Here is an 18,836-nt window from a genome sequence, read left to right as displayed (position 1 = left end):
GCGGGCAACATGCTGGACGAATTAGACACCGGGCTGGGCCTCGTTATTGAAATGATGGCCCGGTCTAAGCAGGATTTCCGAAAAGTGGCAACCGGTTTTCGGATAAAAATCCTGCCAGATCATACATCAGCACCGCAGGGTCAAGCACAGACTGCCGGTTTCAGTGTCCTATCGCCCTGAAACCGGACCTATCTGCCGCTTTTAATCCGTCGTCGGCTTTTCCGGTGTGGGCGCAGCTGGTGCAGGCGCGACAGCAGGCGTGTCCTGCTTCGGTTCTTCCGGCTTCGGCTGGTCCGGCTTTTTCTCGCCTGGCTTGGTCGCATCGGCGGAAGACTGGCCCGGAACGTCGGGCAGGCCCTTCTTCAGCTTTTCCTCGATCTTGACGAGTTCTTCCGGCTCCGGCTTGCCTGCAATCGCATGGTTCCACTGAAACGTCGCCTCAAGCTGGCGACCAACGCGCCAATAGGCATCGCCCATATGATCGTTGATCGTCGGGTCTTCCGGGCGCAGCTTAACAGCCTTTTCCAGTTCCACCACCGCTTCGTCGTAACGACCGAGCTTGTAATAGGCCCAGCCCAGCGAATCGACGATGTAACCGTCCTGCGGGCGCAACTCGACCGCCTTCTTGATCATGTCGAGCGCACGATCGAGATGGATGCCCATATCGACCCAGGAATAACCAAGATAATTCAGCACCTGCGGCTGGTCGGGATAAAGCTCCAGCGCCTTGTTGAAACTCGGTTCCGCCTTGTCCCACTGCTTCAGACGCTCATAGGCGATGCCGCGCTGGTAGAAGACCGGCCAGTCCTTGCGTTCCGGCGTCTTGATCTGTTCGACAGCCGCGTCATAAATCTTGGCGGCTTCGGCGAAATTCTTGTCCTGCGCGTAAACGCCACCCAGCGCCAGATAGGTACGGATGTCGGTCTTGTCGCGGCCCAGAAGCGTCTTCAACTGCTCAATGGCCTCGGCAGACTTGTCATTATCGGCAAGGTTCAGCGCGCGCTGCATTTCGGCATCGCGGCGATAGGGCGATTTTTCCGGCACTTGCGCATAATATTCCACTGCCGCTTCCGGACGGCGCAGCTTGGCCGAAATATCGCCAAGCTGGAACAGGGTCGCATCATTGCCCGGACGCAGCGGCAGCGAGAGTTGCAGATAAAGCTTCGCAAATGCCTCTGCACCGCTGCGGTTGATCGCGGTGCCGAGCGTATAAAGCACTTCACCAGCGCCCTGCTGCGGCGTTTCGATCAGGCGGTCAACTTTCTGCCCCGCCTCGACCTGCTCGCGCAGTTCGGTGAGCGTCATGCGACCATTCAGCAGTTCCTCGCCATCCTTCAAGATCTGGATGGCCCCGGCCTTGTCGCCCTGACGCAGCTTGAACGAGGCATAGGCCATAATGATGCGTTCATAGGTGTCGGGCGCAGCGCTGCCGCCGGGACGGTCATCGAAGGCCTGCTGGTAGAATTCCGCCGCTTCCTTCTTCATCCCGGCCTGATCGGCGATCAAAGCAGAATTATAGGTGCGGAACAGGCCATACCATTCGGGGCCTTCCATCTTCTTGATATCGGCCAGTGCCTGCTTGGGATTGCCCTGCCCCACCTTGACCCACGCATTCATGAAGCCTGTCGCAAGCCGGTCCATGTCGGACTGCATGGACAGCATCAAAAGCGGTCCGACCTTGCGGTACTGCTTTTTGGAAATAGCGTCGATGGCAAGGGCGACGCGAGAGAAACGCTCGATATCCGGCACATTCTGCAATTCGGAAGCAAGTGGCAGGGCGTCTTTGAAGCGGCCTTCGGTCAGCAGAACGAGAAGCAGGTCCTGCTTGACCTGACTGTTGCCCGGATCGAAAGCCATGGCCTGACGATAGAAATCGGCGGCGGCGGACAGGTTGTTATCGGCTTCGGCGGTGCGGCCCGCCAGATAGGCGCCAGCAAAGGAACCGGCCCGAACAGCAGGCGTGACGACGGGAGCGGGATCGGCTGCCGCCTTGGCCCATGCGCCGCTGGCAGGCATTGCAATTCCCGCCAGAAGCGAAAAAAGCAAACCGTAAAGCGGGCCGTTTTTCATTCCATGCCGCATGAAGCCCAATCCTCTTCTCACATTCCCACCTGTGCCATCGGCAACGAATCGCCGACCGTATCCAAAACCGACAAGCCGTCTCCTCACCGGAAAAGGCACTTCAAGCATGGCCTTTTTGGGATGAGGGGGCAAGAAAAGCATCCGTGATGGGGTGCTTTTCCTGATCGATCCCGTTCGAAATATTCGAACTCAGTTCACGCGGCTGATGCAGAAGTCGATGACTTCGATGAGGGCATCCTTTTCCGGCGAGGCCTTCAGCGGCGCCAGAGCATCGCGGGCAATCTCGCCAAAGTGGCGCGCACGCTGCACGGTATCGGCAATCGCGCCATGTTTGGTCATCAGGCCGATGGCCTTTTGCAGCGATGCATCGTCGCTGGCACCGTCCTCGATGGCGTGCTTCCAGAACGCGCGTTCATCATCGGTGCCACGACGGTAGCTGAGAATCACCGGCAGCGTGATCTTGCCTTCGCGGAAGTCGTCGCCCGTGTTCTTGCCCAGATCGGCAGCCGAGCCACCATAGTCGAGCGCATCGTCAACCAGCTGGAAAGCGAGACCGAGATTGAGACCGTAATCCCGCAAGGCTGCGCGATCCGAACGCTGCACACCGGCGATGATCGGGCCGACTTCGGCAGCCGCCGAAAACAGCGCCGCCGTCTTGGCCTTGATGACCGCCAGATATTCGTTTTCGGTGGTTTCCATGTTCTTGGCAGCGGCAAGCTGCATGACTTCGCCCTCGGCGATCACCGAAGCAGAGGTCGCCAACACGTCAAGCGCGTCGAGCGAGCCGACATCGACCATCATCTTGAAAGCCTGACCGAGCAGGAAATCGCCGACGAGAACGCTGGCCTGGTTGCCCCAGATCATGCGGGCGGTGCTTTTGCCACGGCGCAGATCGCTTTCATCAACCACATCATCGTGCAAAAGCGTTGCGGTATGCATGAATTCGACAGCGGTTGCGAGACGCACATGACCGTCGCCGTCGTAACCGAACATGCGGGCGGCAGCGAGCGTCATCATCGGGCGCAGGCGTTTGCCGCCCGACGAGATCAGATGATTGGCGACTTCGGGAATCATTTCGACGTCGGAACCGGCGCGTGACAGGATCATTTCGTTTACGCGCGCCATATCGGCCTTCGTCAGGTCGACAAGCGGCTGCACCGATCCTGTCTGCTTTTTCTTGTCGTCGAGATTCAGAACCACACCCAATGCCATTACTCCTTGATGGGGCCGCCACCATATTTAAGCGCGGCGGAATGCTCAAGACGCATTCCGTGCCTTCACTGCCTGTTCAACATTGACGGAAGCTGTTGTCAATGCGGTGCATTGGCTCCAAACTAGGTAAATGATCGAACTTATCCGCACCAACGATTCCGTCCTTTTGTCTTTCGCCGAAGCCTTGATGAAGGAAGCGGGAATAGCTTATTTCATCGCAGACACCAATATGAGCATTATCGAGGGGTCGTTAGGCGTACTGCCGCGCCGTCTTCTGGTCAGTGAGGATCAGCTGGACGAAGCGCGGCAAATCCTGATCGATGCCGAGATTGAACACGAACTGCGCGATCAATGACCCTGACGACCGAAGACGAGATTGAAGAAACGCTGGATGTCTTTCATCGCGGCGCTTTTCATCTCGTGCAACCGGCAATGAAAGGGCATCGCTCCGGCGTCGATGCGATGATCCTTGCAAGCGCGGTGCCGGACGGCTTTGCCGGACGCCTCGCCGATCTTGGCAGCGGTGCGGGTGCAGCCGGGCTTGCGGTTGCGGCCCGATGCGCGGCAAGCCGCATTACCCTTGTCGAACGCTCTGGCCTGATGGTCGGCTTTGCCAGAAAGACCATCGCGCATCCCCTGAATACAGCTCTGGCAGACCGCCTCGCGATTGTGGAAGCGGATGTGGCGCTGACCGGAAAAGCGCGTGTTGCGGCAGGTCTTGCCGATAACAGCTTCGATTTCGCCATCATGAACCCGCCTTTCAACGAAGCGGCGGACCGGCGCACGCCCGATCCGCTCAAGGCGGAAGCGCATGTCATGCCCGAAGGCATGTTCGAACAATGGGTGCGCACGGCGGCGGCCATCGTCCGGCCGGGCGGCGGCATCGCCATCATAGCGCGACCGGGCTCGATTGCGCTCATTCTGGAAGCGCTCACCGGGCGCTTCGGCGGCTTGCGCATCGTGCCGGTGCACCCCCGCGGTGACGCAGCGGCAATCCGTATCGTCGTCACCGGCACGCGGGGCAGCCGCGCCGGTCTCTCGTTCATGCCGCCACTCGTCCTGCATGGCGACAGCGGCAACGGTTTCACACCCCGCGCCAATGCCATCAACAACGGCCAGACCGCGCTTCTTTGATCCGGGGAGAATAAACCGTGCTGCTTATCGTCGGAACCGTTCGGCTGCCTGCTGCGAAGTTGAATGAGGCGCGCCCTGTCATGCAGCAAATGATCGAAGCCAGCCGCGCCGAGGCTGGCTGCATCGACTATTCCTATGCCGCCGACATTCTCGATCCGGGTCTTATCCATGTAAAAGAGCTGTGGCTGGACCGGGCTTCGCTGGACAAACATTTTGCCTCCGGGCACATTGCCGCCTGGCGTTCGACATGGCCGACACTCGGCATCACCGACCGCGATCTTGTGCTCTACGAAGTGGATGCGCCGCAAAGCACCTAACAGTTTCTTTAAGGAGACCGATGAACCACAGTCCAAATTCCGCTCGCCCCGTATCTCTCATGCGACGCTTTCTGGATAGCGAGGTTGCCGGTGGCCTGGTGCTGATGGCAGCGGCAGCGCTTGCGCTCATCGTGGCCAACTCACCCTTCTCGCAAATCTATTTCGATGCGCTTCACGTCTATATGGGCCCATTGAGCCTTGCGCACTGGATCAATGATGCGCTGATGGCGGTGTTTTTCCTGCTCGTCGGGCTGGAGATCAAACGCGAATTCATCGACGGGCAGCTTGCAAGCTGGCCAAACCGGATGCTACCAGGCATTGCCGCAGCAGGCGGCGTGATCCTGCCTGCGATCATCTTCGCGTCGCTGAATTTTCACGATGCCGAAAAAGTGCGGGGCTGGGCGGTGCCTTCCGCAACCGATATCGCCTTTGCGCTCGGGGTCCTGTCGCTGCTCGGCTCACGCGTACCGTCGAGCCTCAAGGTTTTTCTGGCGACGCTCGCCATTCTCGATGATCTGGCCGCCGTCGTCATCATCGCCATTTTCTACACAGCCGAAATCTCGATGCCCTATCTGGGCGGGGCTTTCATAACTGCGATTGCGCTTTTCGCGATGAACCGCATGGGCGTGATGAAGCTGCTGCCCTATCTGATCGGTGGCGCAATTTTGTGGTTCTTCGTGCTCAATTCCGGCGTTCACGCCACCGTCGCCGGTGTGGTGACAGCGCTGATGGTGCCGCTGAAACCTGCGCCCGGCAAACCGGATGACATGACGTCACCGCTGCACATCCTCGAACATGCGCTGGCAAAACCGGTCGCCTTCCTCATCGTGCCGATCTTCGGCTTTGCCAATGCGGGCATTTCCTTTGCCGGGCTCGATGCCTCGGTGATGGGCGACACGCTGACACTCGGCATTCTGCTCGGGCTTTTTGTTGGCAAGCAGCTTGGCGTGTTCGGCGCAGCCTGGCTCGCCATCAAGACCGGCCTTGCGCAAAAGCCGATGGGCGCCAGCTGGGCGCAGCTTTATGGCGTCGCCATATTGTGCGGCATCGGCTTTACCATGAGCATTTTCATCGGGCTTTTGTCCTTCCCGTCCGATCTCATGCAGACCGAAACGAAAATTGGCGTTCTGGCCGGTTCGGCGCTCTCGGCCATATTCGGCTACGGACTGTTGCGGATCGTGGCAAAACCCGCGAAAAAATGATCCTACTCACCCTCCGAAGATATAAATTTTCGGAGGGTTTTCTTTGTGTTTCCCAGATTGGTTCCTACATTGGCAACCAACAGTTGATCCAGTTTGGAGTTTGCCTTGCCCGGTTTATTGACGCGCCTTGTTCCGCGCCGCTTTCGCAATGCCGCAATTGAAATTCCCGTCGTGCGCCTGCATGGCGCCATCATGAGTGGGGGTTCAGCGCTGCGCCCGTCGCTATCGCTGGCATCGACCGCCGCCGTGCTGGAAAAGGCTTTCAGCAACAAGCATGCGCCAGCCGTGGCGATTTCGCTCAATTCTCCCGGCGGTTCACCGGTGCAGTCGCGCCTGATCTATCGCCGCATTCGCGATCTCGCCTCCGAACACCAGAAAAAGGTTTTCATCTTCGTTGAGGATGTGGCCGCATCCGGCGGTTATATGATTGCCCTGGCCGGTGACGAGATCATCGCAGACCCCTCCTCCATCGTCGGCTCCATCGGCGTGGTGTCCGCGTCATTCGGTTTTCCGGAATTGCTGAAGAAAATCGGCGTGGAGCGGCGCGTCTATACCGCCGGCAGCAACAAGGTCACGCTTGATCCGTTCCAGCCGGAAAAGAAGGCCGACATCGAACGGCTGAAATCGCTGCAACTCGAAATCCACGACACCTTCATCGAAATGGTCAAGGAACGGCGTGGCAACAAGCTTGTCGAGGAATCCGACCTGTTCACCGGCCTGTTCTGGACCGGCACGACAGCCTTGCAGCTCGGCCTCATCGACGGGCTGGGCGACATGCGCAGTTTCCTGCGCAAGACCTATGGCGACAAGGTGGAGCTCCAGCTGATCCAGCCCCAGCGCGGACTGCTTGGCCGCAAGGTTCCGGGCGTCGGCATGGCGCTTTCATCGGCGTTTTCCGGCTTGGAACCGGCGGAAATTGCCGCCCATCTCGGCGACGGCCTGCTCTCCGTTGCTGAAGAAAAAGCGCTTTGGGGACGCTATGGTCTTTGAAACATCACGGTTTCTCGTGATAAGATGTCAGAAATGACAGGGTGCGATAAGCGCGCGCCCAACACGACACATAAGGAATTTGGTCATGCCACAGCTCATTTTTCTGCTGCTGATCATCATCGCCGCCTGGTATGGCTACCGCTCGTTCAAGCGTGAAGCCACACGCGTGTCGCAGCGCGTTCGTCAGGCCGAGAAGGAAGCGCAGAACCGTGCCAACGGCACGCTGGTGCAGGACCCGAAAACCGGCGAATATTACGTCAAGAAAGACTGATCCGCTTAAACCCCGATGACCGACACCCTGTTGCGCGCCCGGCCTGCTGACAGCCGGTCTGTTACCCGTCTTGCCCCTGCGAAAATCAACCTCGCGCTGCACGTCACCGGACGGCGCGACGATGGCTATCATCTGCTCGACATGCTGGTGGTCTTTGCGCACTATGGCGATACGATAACGGTTGCCGATGCTCCGGAAGACCGGTTTACGGTCAGCGGGCCTTTCGCCTCGGCGGTTCCCCTCGATGGCGGCAATCTGGTGCTCAAGGCGCGCGATGCATTGCGCGCGCATTCCGGGCGCGATCTGCCGCCCGTTGCCATTCATCTTGAAAAAAACCTGCCCATAGCATCGGGTATTGGCGGCGGCTCCAGCGATGCGGCGGCCACATTGCTTGCCCTCAACACGCTCTGGAACCTCCAATTCGATTTCGACCGGCTCGCCGCGCTCGGTCTGGCGCTTGGCGCTGATCTGCCCATGTGCCTGCATGGTGCGGCGCATGGCACGCCGCTGACGGCGCGCGGCATTGGCGAAGACCTTGCACCTGTTACGGGCCTTCCGGCCCTGCCCCTGCTGCTCGTCAATGACGGCACGGCGCTTGCCACGCCCGATGTGTTTCGCGCCCTCGACAAGCGGAACAATCCCGCCTTGCTGCCGCCCGACCAGAATGAACTCGGCGCGCTCTGCCATTACCTTGGCACGACGCGCAATGATCTCCTGTCGCCAGCCCTGGCGCTTGCTCCGCAAATCGGCGACAAGCTTGCGCTGCTACGGGCGGGCGATGCGCTATACGCCCAGATGTCCGGTTCCGGCGCGACCTGTTTTGCAATCTTCGCCGACGAAGACGCCCTGCAAAAGGCCGCAGCCCGCATGAGAGCCGAAAAGCCGGACTGGTTTGTCATCGCGACCGGCACAGCTGCATCGTAACCCTCACACAGCTGTAACCCGCCTCCTCCGATATTGATTCTGCCTGCTTTGCGCTTGCGTGCAGCCCGCAGAAATCCATTCTCCTTCGATAGTCAGTAACACCCTATTCAAAAGCCAGCTATTGTTCACTCTTATTGGACAATAAACACGGACACTCTGTTCGCGATTTATGAACAAAAAGCGTCATATAACAGTCACGTGATTGCTGGTATATCAATCAAACTGTTGATTTTACGTATATATTTTTCCTATTTTCGATTGTTTCCAAATATTAACGAGCACGAATGTGTGATTAACAAAACATTTTCGTGACTGGAACTTTTGCCCATTGTCACCCATTTCAGCTGCATCGGAACGACGAAAAGAAACGCCGCTCCAGTTTCCAAGGAGATAGGAAATGAAAAAGATTGTTCTTGCTGCTGCTGCCCTCGCCCTGAGCGCCGGCGCTGCCTTCGCTGAAAACCCATATGTTGGCGAACCTGCAGACCTCTATGCAAATGACCGCACCCCGGTTGTTTCGCAGACTGTTGACCACACCGCAACCGCAACCATCCAGTCTGGTTCGGCCTATCAGGACGGTTCTGCACATCGTTTTGGCGACGCTTCGCCTTCGAGCTACCAGAACTAATCAGGCCTACGCCTGACTGCATAACGGGCGTCGCGCTGAAAACGCCGCTGACGCCCGCCCTGCCGGAATCCTCCCAAGCAATCCCGGCGATTGATTTCCCCTCCCTGATGGATGGCATTTCGGCCACCCGGGACGCCCCGGACAGAACCCAGTGATTGGGTGTCGTTCGTGCGGCAAACGAAAAGGAATATGAAAATGAAAACGTTTGCTCTTGCTGCTGCCGCCCTTGCCCTTAGCGCCGGTGCTGCCTTCGCAGAAAACCCACATGTTGGCGAACCTGCAGACCTTTATGCAAACGACCGCACCCCGGTTGCTTCGCAGACCGTTGACCACACCGCAACTGCGACGATCCAGTCGGGTTCGGCCTATCAGGACGGTTCCGCGCATCGTTTTGGCGACGCTTCGCCTTCGAGCTACCAGAACTAATCAGGCCAAAGCCTGCTGCATAACGGGCGTCGCGTTCGAACGCTGACGCCCAAGGCCGGGCCTCAAACGATCCGGCTTCAACAGTTATCTCCCCGAAGGATGGTGCCTGAGCCACCCGGGTGCCCTTACTTGCTTCCCGATTGGTTCGGGTGCCATCCGAAGGGCGATCTTCAAAGGAATATGAAAATGAAAAAGCTTGCTCTTGCTGCCGTTGCCGTTGCCCTTAGCGCCGGTGCTGCTTTCGCAGAAAACCCGCATGTCGGCGAACCGGCCGACCTCTATGCAAACGACCGCACCCCGGTTGCTTCTCAGACCGTTGACCACACCGCAACCGCGACGATCCAGTCGGGTTCGACCTATCAGGACGGTTCTGCACATCGTTTTGGCGACGCTTCGCCTTCGAGCTACCAGAACTAATCAAGATAGAAGCGAAAGCTGCTATCTTACAAAAAGGCGAAGCTCCTGCTTCGCCTTTTGCTGTTTAGAGCCTGAATCAAAAAGCGGCACGTGTGTGCGAAAATGGTGATTTTCGAGTACCGGAGCGGGGCGTACTCAAAGTACGTGAGCACCGGAACGCAGAAGATTGCCATTTGCAGCCACACAGGACGACTTTTGGAACAGGCTCTTAGGGACCGCTTCAATCCTGCGTGGGCGGATGAATGCCATGCTTGAGCCGCACTGGCTTCATCTGACGCGGAAGCCCAGCAAAAGCCATCCCGTCCAAAATCAGAGGCTTGATCATATCCAGCCGAACCAGAAGCCCGGCATCGAGCGTCGGCCCCTTGCCGAACACTGCCGCCTTCAACCCGCCAAGCCCGCGCTCCCCGGCCAGCGTGAACCGCGCCGGATCACTTGTGCCTTCCATATGGCGACGCGCAACTTCTTCCCATCCATCCTGCGGAATAGCGCCCGGCGCGAGAACCAGAACCCAGGGCGTGCGGATCTCGCTTAACGCCGCCGCCTTATCCGCGCCATCGCTGAACGAACATCCGGCGCCAATCGCCACCAGTGCGGTTTCATCCGACGAGCCTTTGTCGATCACCAGAACGCGACGAACAAGCCCCTCCACCACCGCTGGCACAAGCGCCGACAATGTGTGGGTCAGAGGCTTTTCGGAATTCTGCGTTTCTATAATCACGGACAGCATGCGCGCTTCTTATATCAACAGCGCGTGAACGGAAAGCGGAACGAACTATGTTCTTGATTTGTTCTTACTCTTCGGATAGGAATAGATTCATCAGACAGAGTCGGACAATTACCAGAAGCGTTGCCGCATGCAAGCCGTCAGAGGCTTTGCCGGACATGCTTTGAAGCTCCGCAGGGAGATGAAGATGGCAGCTATCCAGCACGCAGATATCATCAAGCAGGCAGACATGGCCGCATTCGGCACTGGCCGTGCGGAGCATGCCAACGCGCTTGTCGGCGAAGCGGGGCTGCGGATCGATCACAGCCGTCGGCGTGGACGCGGTGCGGGCATTAATCCGACGGGACGCTTTGAGCCGACCACGCGCGAGGATTTCGACGACGGCTGGACGACGCTGGAAGAGCTGCCCGCTTTTAACACCGATGTGCAGGTGGAAAAGCCGCGCACGATCATCACCCGCAACGATTCTCCCGATATCAGCTTCGACCGTTCGATCAATCCTTATCGCGGTTGCGAGCATGGCTGCATCTATTGTTTCGCCCGCCCGAGCCATAGCTATATGGGGCTGTCGGCTGGTCTCGATTTCGAATCCCGCCTGTTCGCCAAGCCGGACGCGTCGCGCCTTCTGGAACGCGAACTGGCGAAGGCTGGCTATCAGCCCAAGACGATTGCCATCGGCACCAATACCGATCCATACCAGCCGATCGAGAAGAAATGGCGCATCATGCGCGAAATTCTCGAAGTGTTGGAAGCGGCCAACCACCCCGTCGGCATCGTAACGAAATCGGCGCTTGTGGTGCGCGATATCGACATTTTGAGCCGCATGGCTGAAAAGGGTCTCGCCAAGGTCGCGCTATCGGTGACGACGCTGGACGCGCATCTGGCCCGCACGATGGAGCCGCGCGCTTCGACGCCGAGCCTGCGCCTTCAGGCAATCCGCAAGCTGACCGATGCAGGTATTCCGGCTTCGGTCATGATGGGACCTGTCATTCCGGGTATCAACGATCACGAGATCGAGCGCATTCTCGACGCGGCTTATGCGCAAGGAGCGCGCGAGGCTGGCTATGTACTGCTGCGCCTGCCGCTGGAAGTAGCGCCCTTGTTCAAGGATTGGCTGCTGCGCAATTATCCCGACCGTTACCGGCATGTGATGTCGCTGGTGCGCTCGATGCGCGACGGCAAGGACTACGATGCCGAATGGGGCAAGCGGATGCGCGGCACCGGCCCTTATGCCTGGCAGATCGGCCGCCGGTTTGAAATCGCCGCCCGCAAGTTCGGCTTCAACAGCCAGCGCAAACACCTGCGTACCGATCTGTTCGAACCCGTCCAGAAAGGCGGCAAGCAGTTGTCATTGTTTTGATGGCCACACCCAATACAGATTAACACACTATCTATTTCCGCCTGTCCCGTCAGGCGGATCGGGTCCTGCTTCCCGCCACCATTCCTCTTGGCAGGACCTTGCGGAGAATCGGAGGCAATGCGAAAATCGCCGCCTCATGAAAAGCACGGCTTCTGATTCTCCTCTTCTATTCGACATCCCACTCGTGCCCGACTTCTCTGAAGAAGCGAGGCTGCTGGCGCGTGGGCTTCGCCATATTGTCGGCATCGATGAAGCGGGGCGCGGGCCTCTCGCCGGGCCGGTCGTAGCTGCTGCCGTGCTGCTGGACGCAAGCGACGTTCCCGACGGGCTAGACGATTCCAAACGTCTCAATGCAGCCAAGCGCGATGCGCTCTATGAGACTATTCTGGCGAAGGCCATAAGCGTCTCTGTTGCAAGTCTCAGCGCCCGCAGCATCGATGTCAGCGATATTCGGAAAGCTGCTTTGGAAGCCATGCGTCGCGCCGTACACGGGCTGATCTTACAGCCATGCCACGCATTGATTGATGGGCGCGATGTACCGCCCGGCCTGCCCTGCCCCGGTTCCGCCCTCGTGAAGGGCGATCAGCGCTCCGTGTCGATTGCTGCGGCTTCCATCGTCGCCAAAGTGACGCGGGATCGCATGATGGAGCGCGCAGGCAGCGTTCACACGATCTACGGCATGGAAGTGCATGCAGGCTATGCAACCGCCCGCCACCGCGCCGCCATTGAAAGCGACGGCCCCATCCCCGGCCTGCACCGTTACACTTTCGCACCGATCAAGGGACGCTTTGAGCCTCACACTTAAGCGCATCGTGTAGATGCGAAACGCCTGAACGGAAATCAGTCCGCAGGAATGAGCCCTTATCCGGCTCGGTCCGAAAAGATGCGAGCGCAAAACCGGAAGCTGCACCGATCGAATCCTGGTGGATTTATCAGGCGCCACTGGCGGCGATCAACCAGATCGCGCCGGTTATGTCATCCATCGCCCCCGGTAGCTCCATTCTTTTCGAATACTCGGCATGTCCCTGAATGGCTCATCCATTCCACTGGTATGCACCGCCGAATTGGCGCACCCTCTCCGAGGCCTTATTAAAACAAAAATGCCGCCCTTTCAGGCGGCATTTCAAAACTCAAAAGGTCGCGAGAACCTTAGTTCATGTTCGACTTGACCTGAACCAGTGCGTCCTTGAACAGACCGCCGGAAACCTTGGTGTCAACCTTGTCGGCGACAAGCTTGCCAGCGGCGGCAACGGCGAGATCGACAGCCGAAGCGCGGACGGCATTGATAGCGTCGACTTCAGCGGTTGCGATCTTCTGTTCAGCCAGCTTGTTACGGCGGGCCACATATTCTTCAGTCGCACGCTTGGCGTCTTCGAGAAGAGCCTTGGCTTCGCGTTCAGCAGCGGCGACGATATCGCCTGCTTCCTTTTCGGCTTCCTTGCGCTTGCGATGGTATTCGGCCAGAAGCTGCTGTGCTTCTTCGCGCAGCGTACGGGCTTCTTCCAGTTCCTTCTTGATGTGATCGGCACGCTCATCGAGCGAACGACCAACCATGGCCGGAACTTTCAGATAGGCGAGGATCGCCAGGAAGATGATGAGGCCAACAAGTGCCCAAAATGTAGCGTCCATTGTCCTCTCCTCAGGCGTTCACGGCCTTGACAGCGGCTGTTACCGAAGCCTTGTCGGCCTTGGTGCCCAGAAGCTGTTCGACGATTTCAGCCGTGGTTTCCTCGGCGATGGTGCCGACGTCGCTCATGGCCTTGGCCTTGATCGCAGCAATACGCTCTTCGGCGTCCTTGAGCTTGCCTTCCAGCGCAGCTTCGGCAGCAGCGCGTTCGGCGTCTGCTTCGCCCTTGCCTTTTTCGCGAGCAGCTTCTGCAATGGAAGCGGCCTTGGTGCGGGCCTGGGCCAGTTCCTGCTCATAAGCAACGATGGCGTTATCGGCATCCTGCTTGAGACGGGCAGCCTGCTCGAGATCCTGGGCGATACGGTCACGACGGGTTTCGATCACGCCGCCAATGCGCGGCAGAACCACGCGCGACATGAACAGATAGAAAAGACCGAAAGTGATCGCCAGCCACAGAAGCTGCGAGGCGTAGTGGGTGGAATCGAACGGAGGGAATACGCCGCTGCCGTGTCCGGCATCCTGCGCGACCCCGGTTTCGGTGTGCACAGCATCAGCTGCGCCGTGCTCACCAGCAGCTGGTGCCGGTTGCGATTCGGTGGCGGTTTGGGCAAACGCCGTGGACACGAACATCCAGATTTCCCCTTAAATCGAGCATGATCTGATCCGAAAACCGGTTCCCGTCTTCCGGGATCATGCCTACTCGAACGTCATATGCAAAGGCCAGCCGCGCTGCATTTCAAGATACAGATCGCGGCAGGCCAGACTCTTGAACCGTTTATTAGACGGCGAAGAGGAGCAGAAGCGCGATGAGCAGCGAGAAGATGCCCAGAGCTTCCGTAACGGCGAAACCGAACACCAGACGGCCGAACTGGCTGTCAGCAGCGGACGGGTTGCGCAGAGCGCCGGAGAGGTATTGGCCGAAGATGTTGCCGAGGCCGAGAGCCGTACCGGCCATACCGAAACAGGCGAGACCGGCGCCGATGTACTTTGCTGCTTCCGCTTCCATGTTAAGCTCCTTCTGGATTGAAATATAAGCGCGGATTTCAGTTCTGGCGGTCGCCCGCCGGTTTGAACTCAGTGTCCCGGATGTACTGCGTCGTTGATGTACATGCAGGTGAGAACGGTAAACACGTAGGCCTGGAGGAAGGCTACGAGGAATTCGAGTGCGGTGATCGCAACCGTCATGATGAGCGGCAGCACCGCGCCACCGACGCCGATGGGCCCAAGAGCGGCCAGCGAAACAACAAAGCCGGCAAAAACCTTGAGCGTGATGTGGCCTGCAAGCATGTTCGCAAAAAGACGAACCGAGAGGCTGATCGGACGCGACAGGAACGAGATGATTTCAATGGCGACAACCAGCGGCACGATGATGCCGGGAACACCGCTCGGCACGAACAGCTTGAGGAAGCCGAAACCGTGCTTGAAGAAACCGTAGACGATGACCGTACCGATGACCAGGCACGCGAGAGCGAACGTCACGATGATCTGGCTGGTGACAGTGTAGAAATACGGGAAGAGACCGATGAAATTCGCGACCAGTACGAACATGAACAGCGAGAAGACGAAGGGGAAGAACTTCATACCCTTCGAACCAGCCGAATCCCGCAGGCTTGTCGCCACAAATTCGTAGGCCATTTCCGAAACCGACTGCAGACGGGTCGGGATAAGACCGCGGCCCGACGATGTCAGATAAAGGAAGCCCGAAGCGACCACGACGGTTGCGACCATGAAAGCCGAAACATTCGTGAACGACAGGTCAACGCCGCCTACATCGATGGGAATCCACCGAGAAATCTGGAACTGATGGATCGGATCGTTCGCCACCTTAACCTCGTCTGTCTTCCCTGCCCGAAGGCGATTTGGCCTGCCCGAAGGCGATTTAGTCTGCCCTGAGGCGACTTGGTCTACCCGAAGGCGTTTCAGTCTCGGGGCCCGACATGCATCCGGCCCGCTTATCACTTACACTTGAACGAACTTTACCGTAAAGTCCGCCAAGTCTTATTTCCTGTCACTCTTTTCCGCGTTAGTCTTAATGCCGCCTTGATCGGCGACATAACCTACGGAACGAAGCACATTGAGGACACCCGCTGCGAAGCCCAGTAGGAGAAATACGATCAATCCCCAAGGCGACGTGCCGGCGACACGATCGATGAACCAGCCAAGCACCGCACCCACCACGATCCCAGCGATAAACTCGCTGGAAAGCTTCATGGCCTGCGCGACCGAACTTGCCGTCTCCGACCGCTCCTCCTCGGAAGCTGGCTTCTTGAACATGCCCTTCTTGACCAATTCGGCCTCAAGACGGTTCAAACGCTGATCCAGCTCCCCGGAAGCAGGTTGCCCTTGCCCATCCTTGACAGCACCGGATGGCTTTTCGGGCTCAATTCCCCGTGCCATTGGCAGCTCCTTTTTTCAAGAAAGGCAGGTTCAAAACCCCATTTCCAAGTTGCGCGCAACATATTGACACCCCGCCCGCTAGTCAAGGCGGTGAAGCCACTGCTCCAGAAGGTTTTTTATTCATAAAAAACAATTGGATAGCTAATGGTGCGACTCATTTTCCGCCCAAAGTCCAAGAATGTGGCGCGAATCCTTCACTTTTTCGTTGCCACTATCCCCAGCGTATCGCAGCCGGAGCGGCTCCAGCGCCAATGAAACGCGGGCCCTGCTTCAGCCATCCGGTTTCCGCCGCGATCAACGATCAAACTTGCCCTGGATTCGCGTGAGAGCGCACTGCGCCAAGTGCTTGCTGTCGAGCAGTGAAACACAGACAGGGAAAGCTGGGTCAAGAACGGGCGCAACGCAACAGGCGGAAGAGGTTGCCCTCTCCCGCCTGTTTGTTTTCATAATGACAGTTTCGCTAAACGGCACGTCGAAGCCGATCTGCCGTCGGCTCTAACGCTTCATGCCAAGCAGAACCGTTCCTTGCCCGGCAAAGCTTAAAACTTGCCAGAAAGGCCGATGATCGCGCCGAAGGCCGTATCCTTGTTGACCGTGCGGTTTACATAAGGCGTCACGCCGATGCTGACGGCATCGCTGAACGCATAGGAAACCGTGGTCGACAGGCTGCCGCGTGTATGCGCCGCATCGGAATCGAACTTGAACGAGCCGATATAGTCGGCGCTGGCGATTACGCTCGGGTCCTTGTGCGACAAATCCTGCTCGATCTCGGCATTGACGGACCAGTTGACCTTGTCGGTCAGCGCCATGCCGTAATTGAGACCGAGATAGGCCGTGGTGCGCTGTGACTTCACATCCGAATAGGTGAATGGGAAATGAGCGCCGGATTCGGTATAGCCGTCCATTTTCAGGTCGGTATAGTCCAAGCCGCCGTAATAACCGAACGATGCCTTGTTGCCGAGATCAAACGACTGCCCTGCTTCCAGCTGTACGCCCCAACCATTGACGGTGCTGTCACCGCTGCCCGGTTCGGTATAGCCCAGCACCTGACGCGTCCGCTCGACATCATAGCGATTGATCGCAGCCGAACCACGCATATACCAGGTTCCGCTCTGGGTCCGGTCTTTCCACTGCGCATAGATACCGCCGCCGAGATTATTGTTGGTGCGGTCGAAATTGTCCGGCATGTCCTGCCAGAACGTATGGGCAATGGTTGCGCCTGCCGAGAAATTATCGGTGAAGGCGTGACCGAGCGTCATCCAGCCGAGCACATCCTTGCTGTCGCCTGCGCGGCCAACGTCGGAATAGATGCCGTACCAGCTTTCGCCACCCCGCGCCATGCCGAGACCGGCGCCGGAGAAGTCGTTGAAGCCCTGACCGCTGCTGCTGCCGCCCATCAGCCGGCCAACAATGGCGCCTTGCGAGCCGACGACCGAGAAGGTGTCATTGGCAAGTGCGGCAACCGTCTGCACCGTATTGGTGACATCGATGCCGACAGGCGTGGGCGTTGGTTCCGGTGCTGGTGTCGGCTTCCCATTCGCGTTCGGGTCCGGATCAGGGGTCGGAGTGGGGTTCGGCTTAGGATCGGGCGGCGTTACCGTCACGAGTTTCCAGAGCGCGGTATGTGGAACAGTATCGGCGCCATAAGAGTAACCGACGATCACAGTCCCATCAGCAGAGACGCCGCTCGTATAGGAAGCCTTGCCCCCCAAAGTCCCAAGGTCTGTCGGCGATGTCGCACCGCCAATCCAAACCACGGCGTGGATTGCATCGCTCTCATTCGTCGCATGGCCAACGATAACCCCCCATTCGCTGAAACGGCAGTTGCGTCAGAAGCCTTGCCCCCTAAAGTGCCCAGATCGGTCGGTGTTGTCTCTTGATTATACCACGCTACGGCATGGGTATCAGCTGTTGATGAATACGTTGCCCCCCCGATGATGACACTGCCATCAGCGGACACAGTACGGGCAAAAGAGCTCGATCCGCCATTCAAAACGCCCAGATTCACCGGATTCGCGTTTTTGCCGTACCACGCCACGGCGCGCAAATCTCCACCAGCCAGGTTCGACTGTCCAACAATTACGGTTCCATCGGCAGACAAGCCGCGTGCGCTGGAGTTACCACCCAAAGTCCCAAGATCCACCGCATGCGAATCTATGTCGTACCATGCCGCAGCATGGTTATGTGTCGCATCCAAATCTGCCGAACCGACAATCACCGATCCATCGTGGGAAACGGCAGCCGCGGCGGAAGTAGCGCCACCCAATGTTCCAAGATCAAGGATCGAATAGGCACCGTTAACACGCGACCAAAGAACGGCATGACCGTTGTTCAAAGCACCATTACTGTTCGAGGATCCGACAATCGTCGTTCCGTCGGCCGAAATTGCATGGGCGACCGCCGTACTATTGGCATCGAGAGCGTCAAGACCAGTTGGCGTCGACGTTTCATTCAACCACACCAGAGGGCGCTGCACACCTTGGGCGTCGACCGTGCCGCCAAAAATAACCTTCCCGTCAGCAGACGCACCATTCGCAGAAAACGGACGACCTGCGTCCAAAGCCAAATTTTGGAGGACAGTCAGTTTTCCAGTTTTGCTATCCCAGACTGAAGCAGTAGTAGCGCCGCCAGTCGTATCTGCAACGTACCCAAAAATCACACTGCCGTCAGCAGAAACGCCTTGGGCAACAGACCTAACCCAGCCAGCCCCCTCAACCAAAATGGGTGCAGGGTTAGGATCAAGCTCCAGCTGCTGCGCCATCGCAATATGTGCAACGCCTAATAAAGAAGATGTACCAATAAGCAAATACGCCAAATTCTTATTTAAAACTTTCATTACCCCTCACACATCAAAAAAGATGAACAAACTCCGATGATTCCTATCTTATATTTATTTTAAAATATCATGTCTATATTACAAAATATTCATATATATACTAATAAAGTTAAATATGAAGTAACTTTATCTATATATTATTTTACATCTAATTTAGATAATAAGAATAGCTACGCGCAGGCGGGCCGGATCGACACGCCAGACATTTATTCGCGCATATTTTATGAAATCGAAGCCGCAGCAAGCTCTGCTAAAGCGGGCCTTTGCGGGTGGATACCGGATAGAT

22 protein-coding genes are annotated in these 18,836 nt (G+C 57.8%); 12 read left to right on the top strand and 10 right to left on the bottom strand.

Annotated features, from left to right (window positions below; translation table 11 throughout):
- Positions 1-201: 201 nt before the first annotated feature.
- Positions 202-2,082 carry a tetratricopeptide repeat protein gene (locus ABWW11_RS03575; RefSeq protein ID WP_109370176.1) on the bottom strand — a complete coding sequence of 627 codons (1,881 nt, stop codon included), beginning with the start codon at positions 2,080-2,082 and terminating at the stop codon, positions 202-204.
- Between the two features lie 189 nt (positions 2,083-2,271).
- On the bottom strand, positions 2,272-3,288 hold the full coding sequence (locus ABWW11_RS03570; RefSeq protein WP_109370175.1) for a polyprenyl synthetase family protein: 1,017 nt from the start codon (positions 3,286-3,288) through the stop codon (positions 2,272-2,274).
- Positions 3,289-3,424: 136 nt separating this feature from the next.
- On the opposite strand from ABWW11_RS03570, the gene ABWW11_RS03565 reads away from it, so the two are divergent.
- The 10 genes from ABWW11_RS03565 to ABWW11_RS03520 all read left to right on the top strand — a co-directional run bounded on the left by ABWW11_RS03565 (position 3,425) and on the right by ABWW11_RS03520 (position 9,603).
- Positions 3,425-3,649, top strand: coding sequence for a putative signal transducing protein (locus ABWW11_RS03565; protein WP_109368435.1), 225 nt, complete (start codon positions 3,425-3,427; stop codon positions 3,647-3,649).
- Positions 3,646-4,428, top strand: a complete 783-nt coding sequence (locus ABWW11_RS03560; protein ID WP_109368434.1) for a tRNA1(Val) (adenine(37)-N6)-methyltransferase — start codon at positions 3,646-3,648, stop codon at positions 4,426-4,428. Before ABWW11_RS03565 ends, ABWW11_RS03560 begins: the two co-directional genes overlap by 4 nt.
- A gap of 17 nt (positions 4,429-4,445) precedes the next feature.
- Positions 4,446-4,745, top strand: coding sequence for a putative quinol monooxygenase (locus ABWW11_RS03555; protein ID WP_109368433.1), 300 nt, complete (start codon positions 4,446-4,448; stop codon positions 4,743-4,745).
- Positions 4,746-4,765: 20 nt separating this feature from the next.
- Entirely contained in the window at positions 4,766-5,947 is a 1,182-nt protein-coding gene (gene nhaA / locus ABWW11_RS03550) for a Na+/H+ antiporter NhaA (RefSeq protein ID WP_171316575.1), read from the top strand.
- A 105-nt stretch (positions 5,948-6,052) separates the two neighbouring features.
- The gene (locus tag ABWW11_RS03545) at positions 6,053-6,937 is read left to right on the top strand and encodes a S49 family peptidase (protein ID WP_171316579.1); all 885 of its coding nucleotides are present in this window, start codon (positions 6,053-6,055) and stop codon (positions 6,935-6,937) included.
- An 85-nt stretch (positions 6,938-7,022) separates the two neighbouring features.
- On the top strand, positions 7,023-7,208 hold the full coding sequence (locus ABWW11_RS03540; RefSeq protein WP_109368432.1) for a hypothetical protein: 186 nt from the start codon (positions 7,023-7,025) through the stop codon (positions 7,206-7,208).
- Positions 7,209-7,223: 15 nt separating this feature from the next.
- A complete protein-coding gene (locus ABWW11_RS03535; RefSeq protein WP_109368431.1) occupies positions 7,224-8,132 on the top strand; it encodes a 4-(cytidine 5'-diphospho)-2-C-methyl-D-erythritol kinase in 909 nt (302 codons plus the stop codon).
- 397 nt (positions 8,133-8,529) lie between these two features.
- Positions 8,530-8,760: a hypothetical protein gene (locus ABWW11_RS03530; RefSeq protein ID WP_109368430.1), complete on the top strand. Its 231-nt coding sequence runs from the start codon at positions 8,530-8,532 to the stop codon at positions 8,758-8,760.
- Between the two features lie 195 nt (positions 8,761-8,955).
- Positions 8,956-9,186, top strand: a complete 231-nt coding sequence (locus ABWW11_RS03525; RefSeq protein WP_109368429.1) for a hypothetical protein — start codon at positions 8,956-8,958, stop codon at positions 9,184-9,186.
- 186 nt (positions 9,187-9,372) lie between these two features.
- Positions 9,373-9,603 carry a hypothetical protein gene (locus tag ABWW11_RS03520; RefSeq protein WP_109368428.1) on the top strand — a complete coding sequence of 77 codons (231 nt, stop codon included), beginning with the start codon at positions 9,373-9,375 and terminating at the stop codon, positions 9,601-9,603.
- Positions 9,604-9,823: 220 nt separating this feature from the next.
- Here ABWW11_RS03520 and ABWW11_RS03515 read toward each other — a convergent pair whose 3' ends face one another.
- Entirely contained in the window at positions 9,824-10,333 is a 510-nt protein-coding gene (locus ABWW11_RS03515; protein WP_109368427.1) for a glycosyl transferase, read from the bottom strand.
- A gap of 184 nt (positions 10,334-10,517) precedes the next feature.
- Between ABWW11_RS03515 and ABWW11_RS03510 the strand changes: the two genes are divergently transcribed.
- Positions 10,518-11,690 (top strand): PA0069 family radical SAM protein, encoded by a 1,173-nt coding sequence (locus tag ABWW11_RS03510; RefSeq protein WP_109368426.1) that lies wholly within the window; start codon positions 10,518-10,520, stop codon positions 11,688-11,690.
- A 136-nt stretch (positions 11,691-11,826) separates the two neighbouring features.
- Entirely contained in the window at positions 11,827-12,495 is a 669-nt protein-coding gene (rnhB, locus tag ABWW11_RS03505) for a ribonuclease HII (protein WP_109368425.1), read from the top strand.
- A gap of 344 nt (positions 12,496-12,839) precedes the next feature.
- Here rnhB and ABWW11_RS03500 read toward each other — a convergent pair whose 3' ends face one another.
- From ABWW11_RS03500 to ABWW11_RS03470, 7 genes are all read right to left on the bottom strand, one after another.
- Entirely contained in the window at positions 12,840-13,319 is a 480-nt protein-coding gene (locus tag ABWW11_RS03500; protein WP_109368424.1) for a F0F1 ATP synthase subunit B, read from the bottom strand.
- Positions 13,320-13,329: 10 nt separating this feature from the next.
- Positions 13,330-13,947 carry a F0F1 ATP synthase subunit B gene (locus tag ABWW11_RS03495; protein ID WP_109368423.1) on the bottom strand — a complete coding sequence of 206 codons (618 nt, stop codon included), beginning with the start codon at positions 13,945-13,947 and terminating at the stop codon, positions 13,330-13,332.
- A 148-nt stretch (positions 13,948-14,095) separates the two neighbouring features.
- A complete protein-coding gene (locus tag ABWW11_RS03490) occupies positions 14,096-14,323 on the bottom strand; it encodes a F0F1 ATP synthase subunit C (RefSeq protein WP_002963544.1) in 228 nt (75 codons plus the stop codon).
- Positions 14,324-14,391: 68 nt separating this feature from the next.
- Complete coding sequence (locus tag ABWW11_RS03485) at positions 14,392-15,141, bottom strand: F0F1 ATP synthase subunit A (RefSeq protein ID WP_109368422.1); 750 nt, start codon at positions 15,139-15,141, stop codon at positions 14,392-14,394.
- A 174-nt stretch (positions 15,142-15,315) separates the two neighbouring features.
- Positions 15,316-15,714 carry an AtpZ/AtpI family protein gene (locus tag ABWW11_RS03480; protein WP_109368421.1) on the bottom strand — a complete coding sequence of 133 codons (399 nt, stop codon included), beginning with the start codon at positions 15,712-15,714 and terminating at the stop codon, positions 15,316-15,318.
- A 539-nt stretch (positions 15,715-16,253) separates the two neighbouring features.
- Positions 16,254-17,471 (bottom strand): autotransporter outer membrane beta-barrel domain-containing protein, encoded by a 1,218-nt coding sequence (locus tag ABWW11_RS03475; protein ID WP_124915182.1) that lies wholly within the window; start codon positions 17,469-17,471, stop codon positions 16,254-16,256.
- A complete protein-coding gene (locus ABWW11_RS03470; protein WP_109368419.1) occupies positions 17,375-18,550 on the bottom strand; it encodes a hypothetical protein in 1,176 nt (391 codons plus the stop codon). The genes ABWW11_RS03475 and ABWW11_RS03470 overlap by 97 nt, the downstream gene beginning before the upstream one ends.
- Positions 18,551-18,836: the final 286 nt, after the last annotated feature.

It is taken from the genome of Brucella sp. NBRC 113783 (genome assembly GCF_040372265.1).
In the GTDB taxonomy this organism is placed as follows: Bacteria; Pseudomonadota; Alphaproteobacteria; order Rhizobiales; family Rhizobiaceae; genus Brucella; species Brucella teleogrylli.
Note: the sequence above shows the minus strand (reverse complement) of the source record. Positions and strands in the feature narration are given on the sequence as shown.

Excerpts from the sequence above, each read along its gene's own strand:
- nhaA (WP_171316575.1), top strand. The coding sequence starts at position 4,766 with ATGAACCACAGTCCAAATTCCGCTCGCCCCGTATCTCTCATGCGACGC.
- ABWW11_RS03575 (WP_109370176.1), bottom strand. The coding sequence starts at position 2,082 with ATGCGGCATGGAATGAAAAACGGCCCGCTTTACGGTTTGCTTTTTTCG.
- ABWW11_RS03510 (WP_109368426.1), top strand. The coding sequence starts at position 10,518 with ATGGCAGCTATCCAGCACGCAGATATCATCAAGCAGGCAGACATGGCC.
- ABWW11_RS03530 (WP_109368430.1), top strand. The coding sequence starts at position 8,530 with ATGAAAAAGATTGTTCTTGCTGCTGCTGCCCTCGCCCTGAGCGCCGGC.
- ABWW11_RS03525 (WP_109368429.1), top strand. The coding sequence starts at position 8,956 with ATGAAAACGTTTGCTCTTGCTGCTGCCGCCCTTGCCCTTAGCGCCGGT.
- ABWW11_RS03565 (WP_109368435.1), top strand. The coding sequence starts at position 3,425 with ATGATCGAACTTATCCGCACCAACGATTCCGTCCTTTTGTCTTTCGCC.
- ABWW11_RS03470 (WP_109368419.1), bottom strand. The coding sequence starts at position 18,550 with ATGAAAGTTTTAAATAAGAATTTGGCGTATTTGCTTATTGGTACATCT.
- ABWW11_RS03495 (WP_109368423.1), bottom strand. The coding sequence starts at position 13,947 with ATGTTCGTGTCCACGGCGTTTGCCCAAACCGCCACCGAATCGCAACCG.
- ABWW11_RS03540 (WP_109368432.1), top strand. The coding sequence starts at position 7,023 with ATGCCACAGCTCATTTTTCTGCTGCTGATCATCATCGCCGCCTGGTAT.
- ABWW11_RS03560 (WP_109368434.1), top strand. The coding sequence starts at position 3,646 with ATGACCCTGACGACCGAAGACGAGATTGAAGAAACGCTGGATGTCTTT.
- rnhB (WP_109368425.1), top strand. The coding sequence starts at position 11,827 with ATGAAAAGCACGGCTTCTGATTCTCCTCTTCTATTCGACATCCCACTC.
- ABWW11_RS03515 (WP_109368427.1), bottom strand. The coding sequence starts at position 10,333 with ATGCTGTCCGTGATTATAGAAACGCAGAATTCCGAAAAGCCTCTGACC.
- ABWW11_RS03480 (WP_109368421.1), bottom strand. The coding sequence starts at position 15,714 with ATGGCACGGGGAATTGAGCCCGAAAAGCCATCCGGTGCTGTCAAGGAT.
- ABWW11_RS03500 (WP_109368424.1), bottom strand. The coding sequence starts at position 13,319 with ATGGACGCTACATTTTGGGCACTTGTTGGCCTCATCATCTTCCTGGCG.
- ABWW11_RS03490 (WP_002963544.1), bottom strand. The coding sequence starts at position 14,323 with ATGGAAGCGGAAGCAGCAAAGTACATCGGCGCCGGTCTCGCCTGTTTC.
- ABWW11_RS03520 (WP_109368428.1), top strand. The coding sequence starts at position 9,373 with ATGAAAAAGCTTGCTCTTGCTGCCGTTGCCGTTGCCCTTAGCGCCGGT.
- ABWW11_RS03535 (WP_109368431.1), top strand. The coding sequence starts at position 7,224 with ATGACCGACACCCTGTTGCGCGCCCGGCCTGCTGACAGCCGGTCTGTT.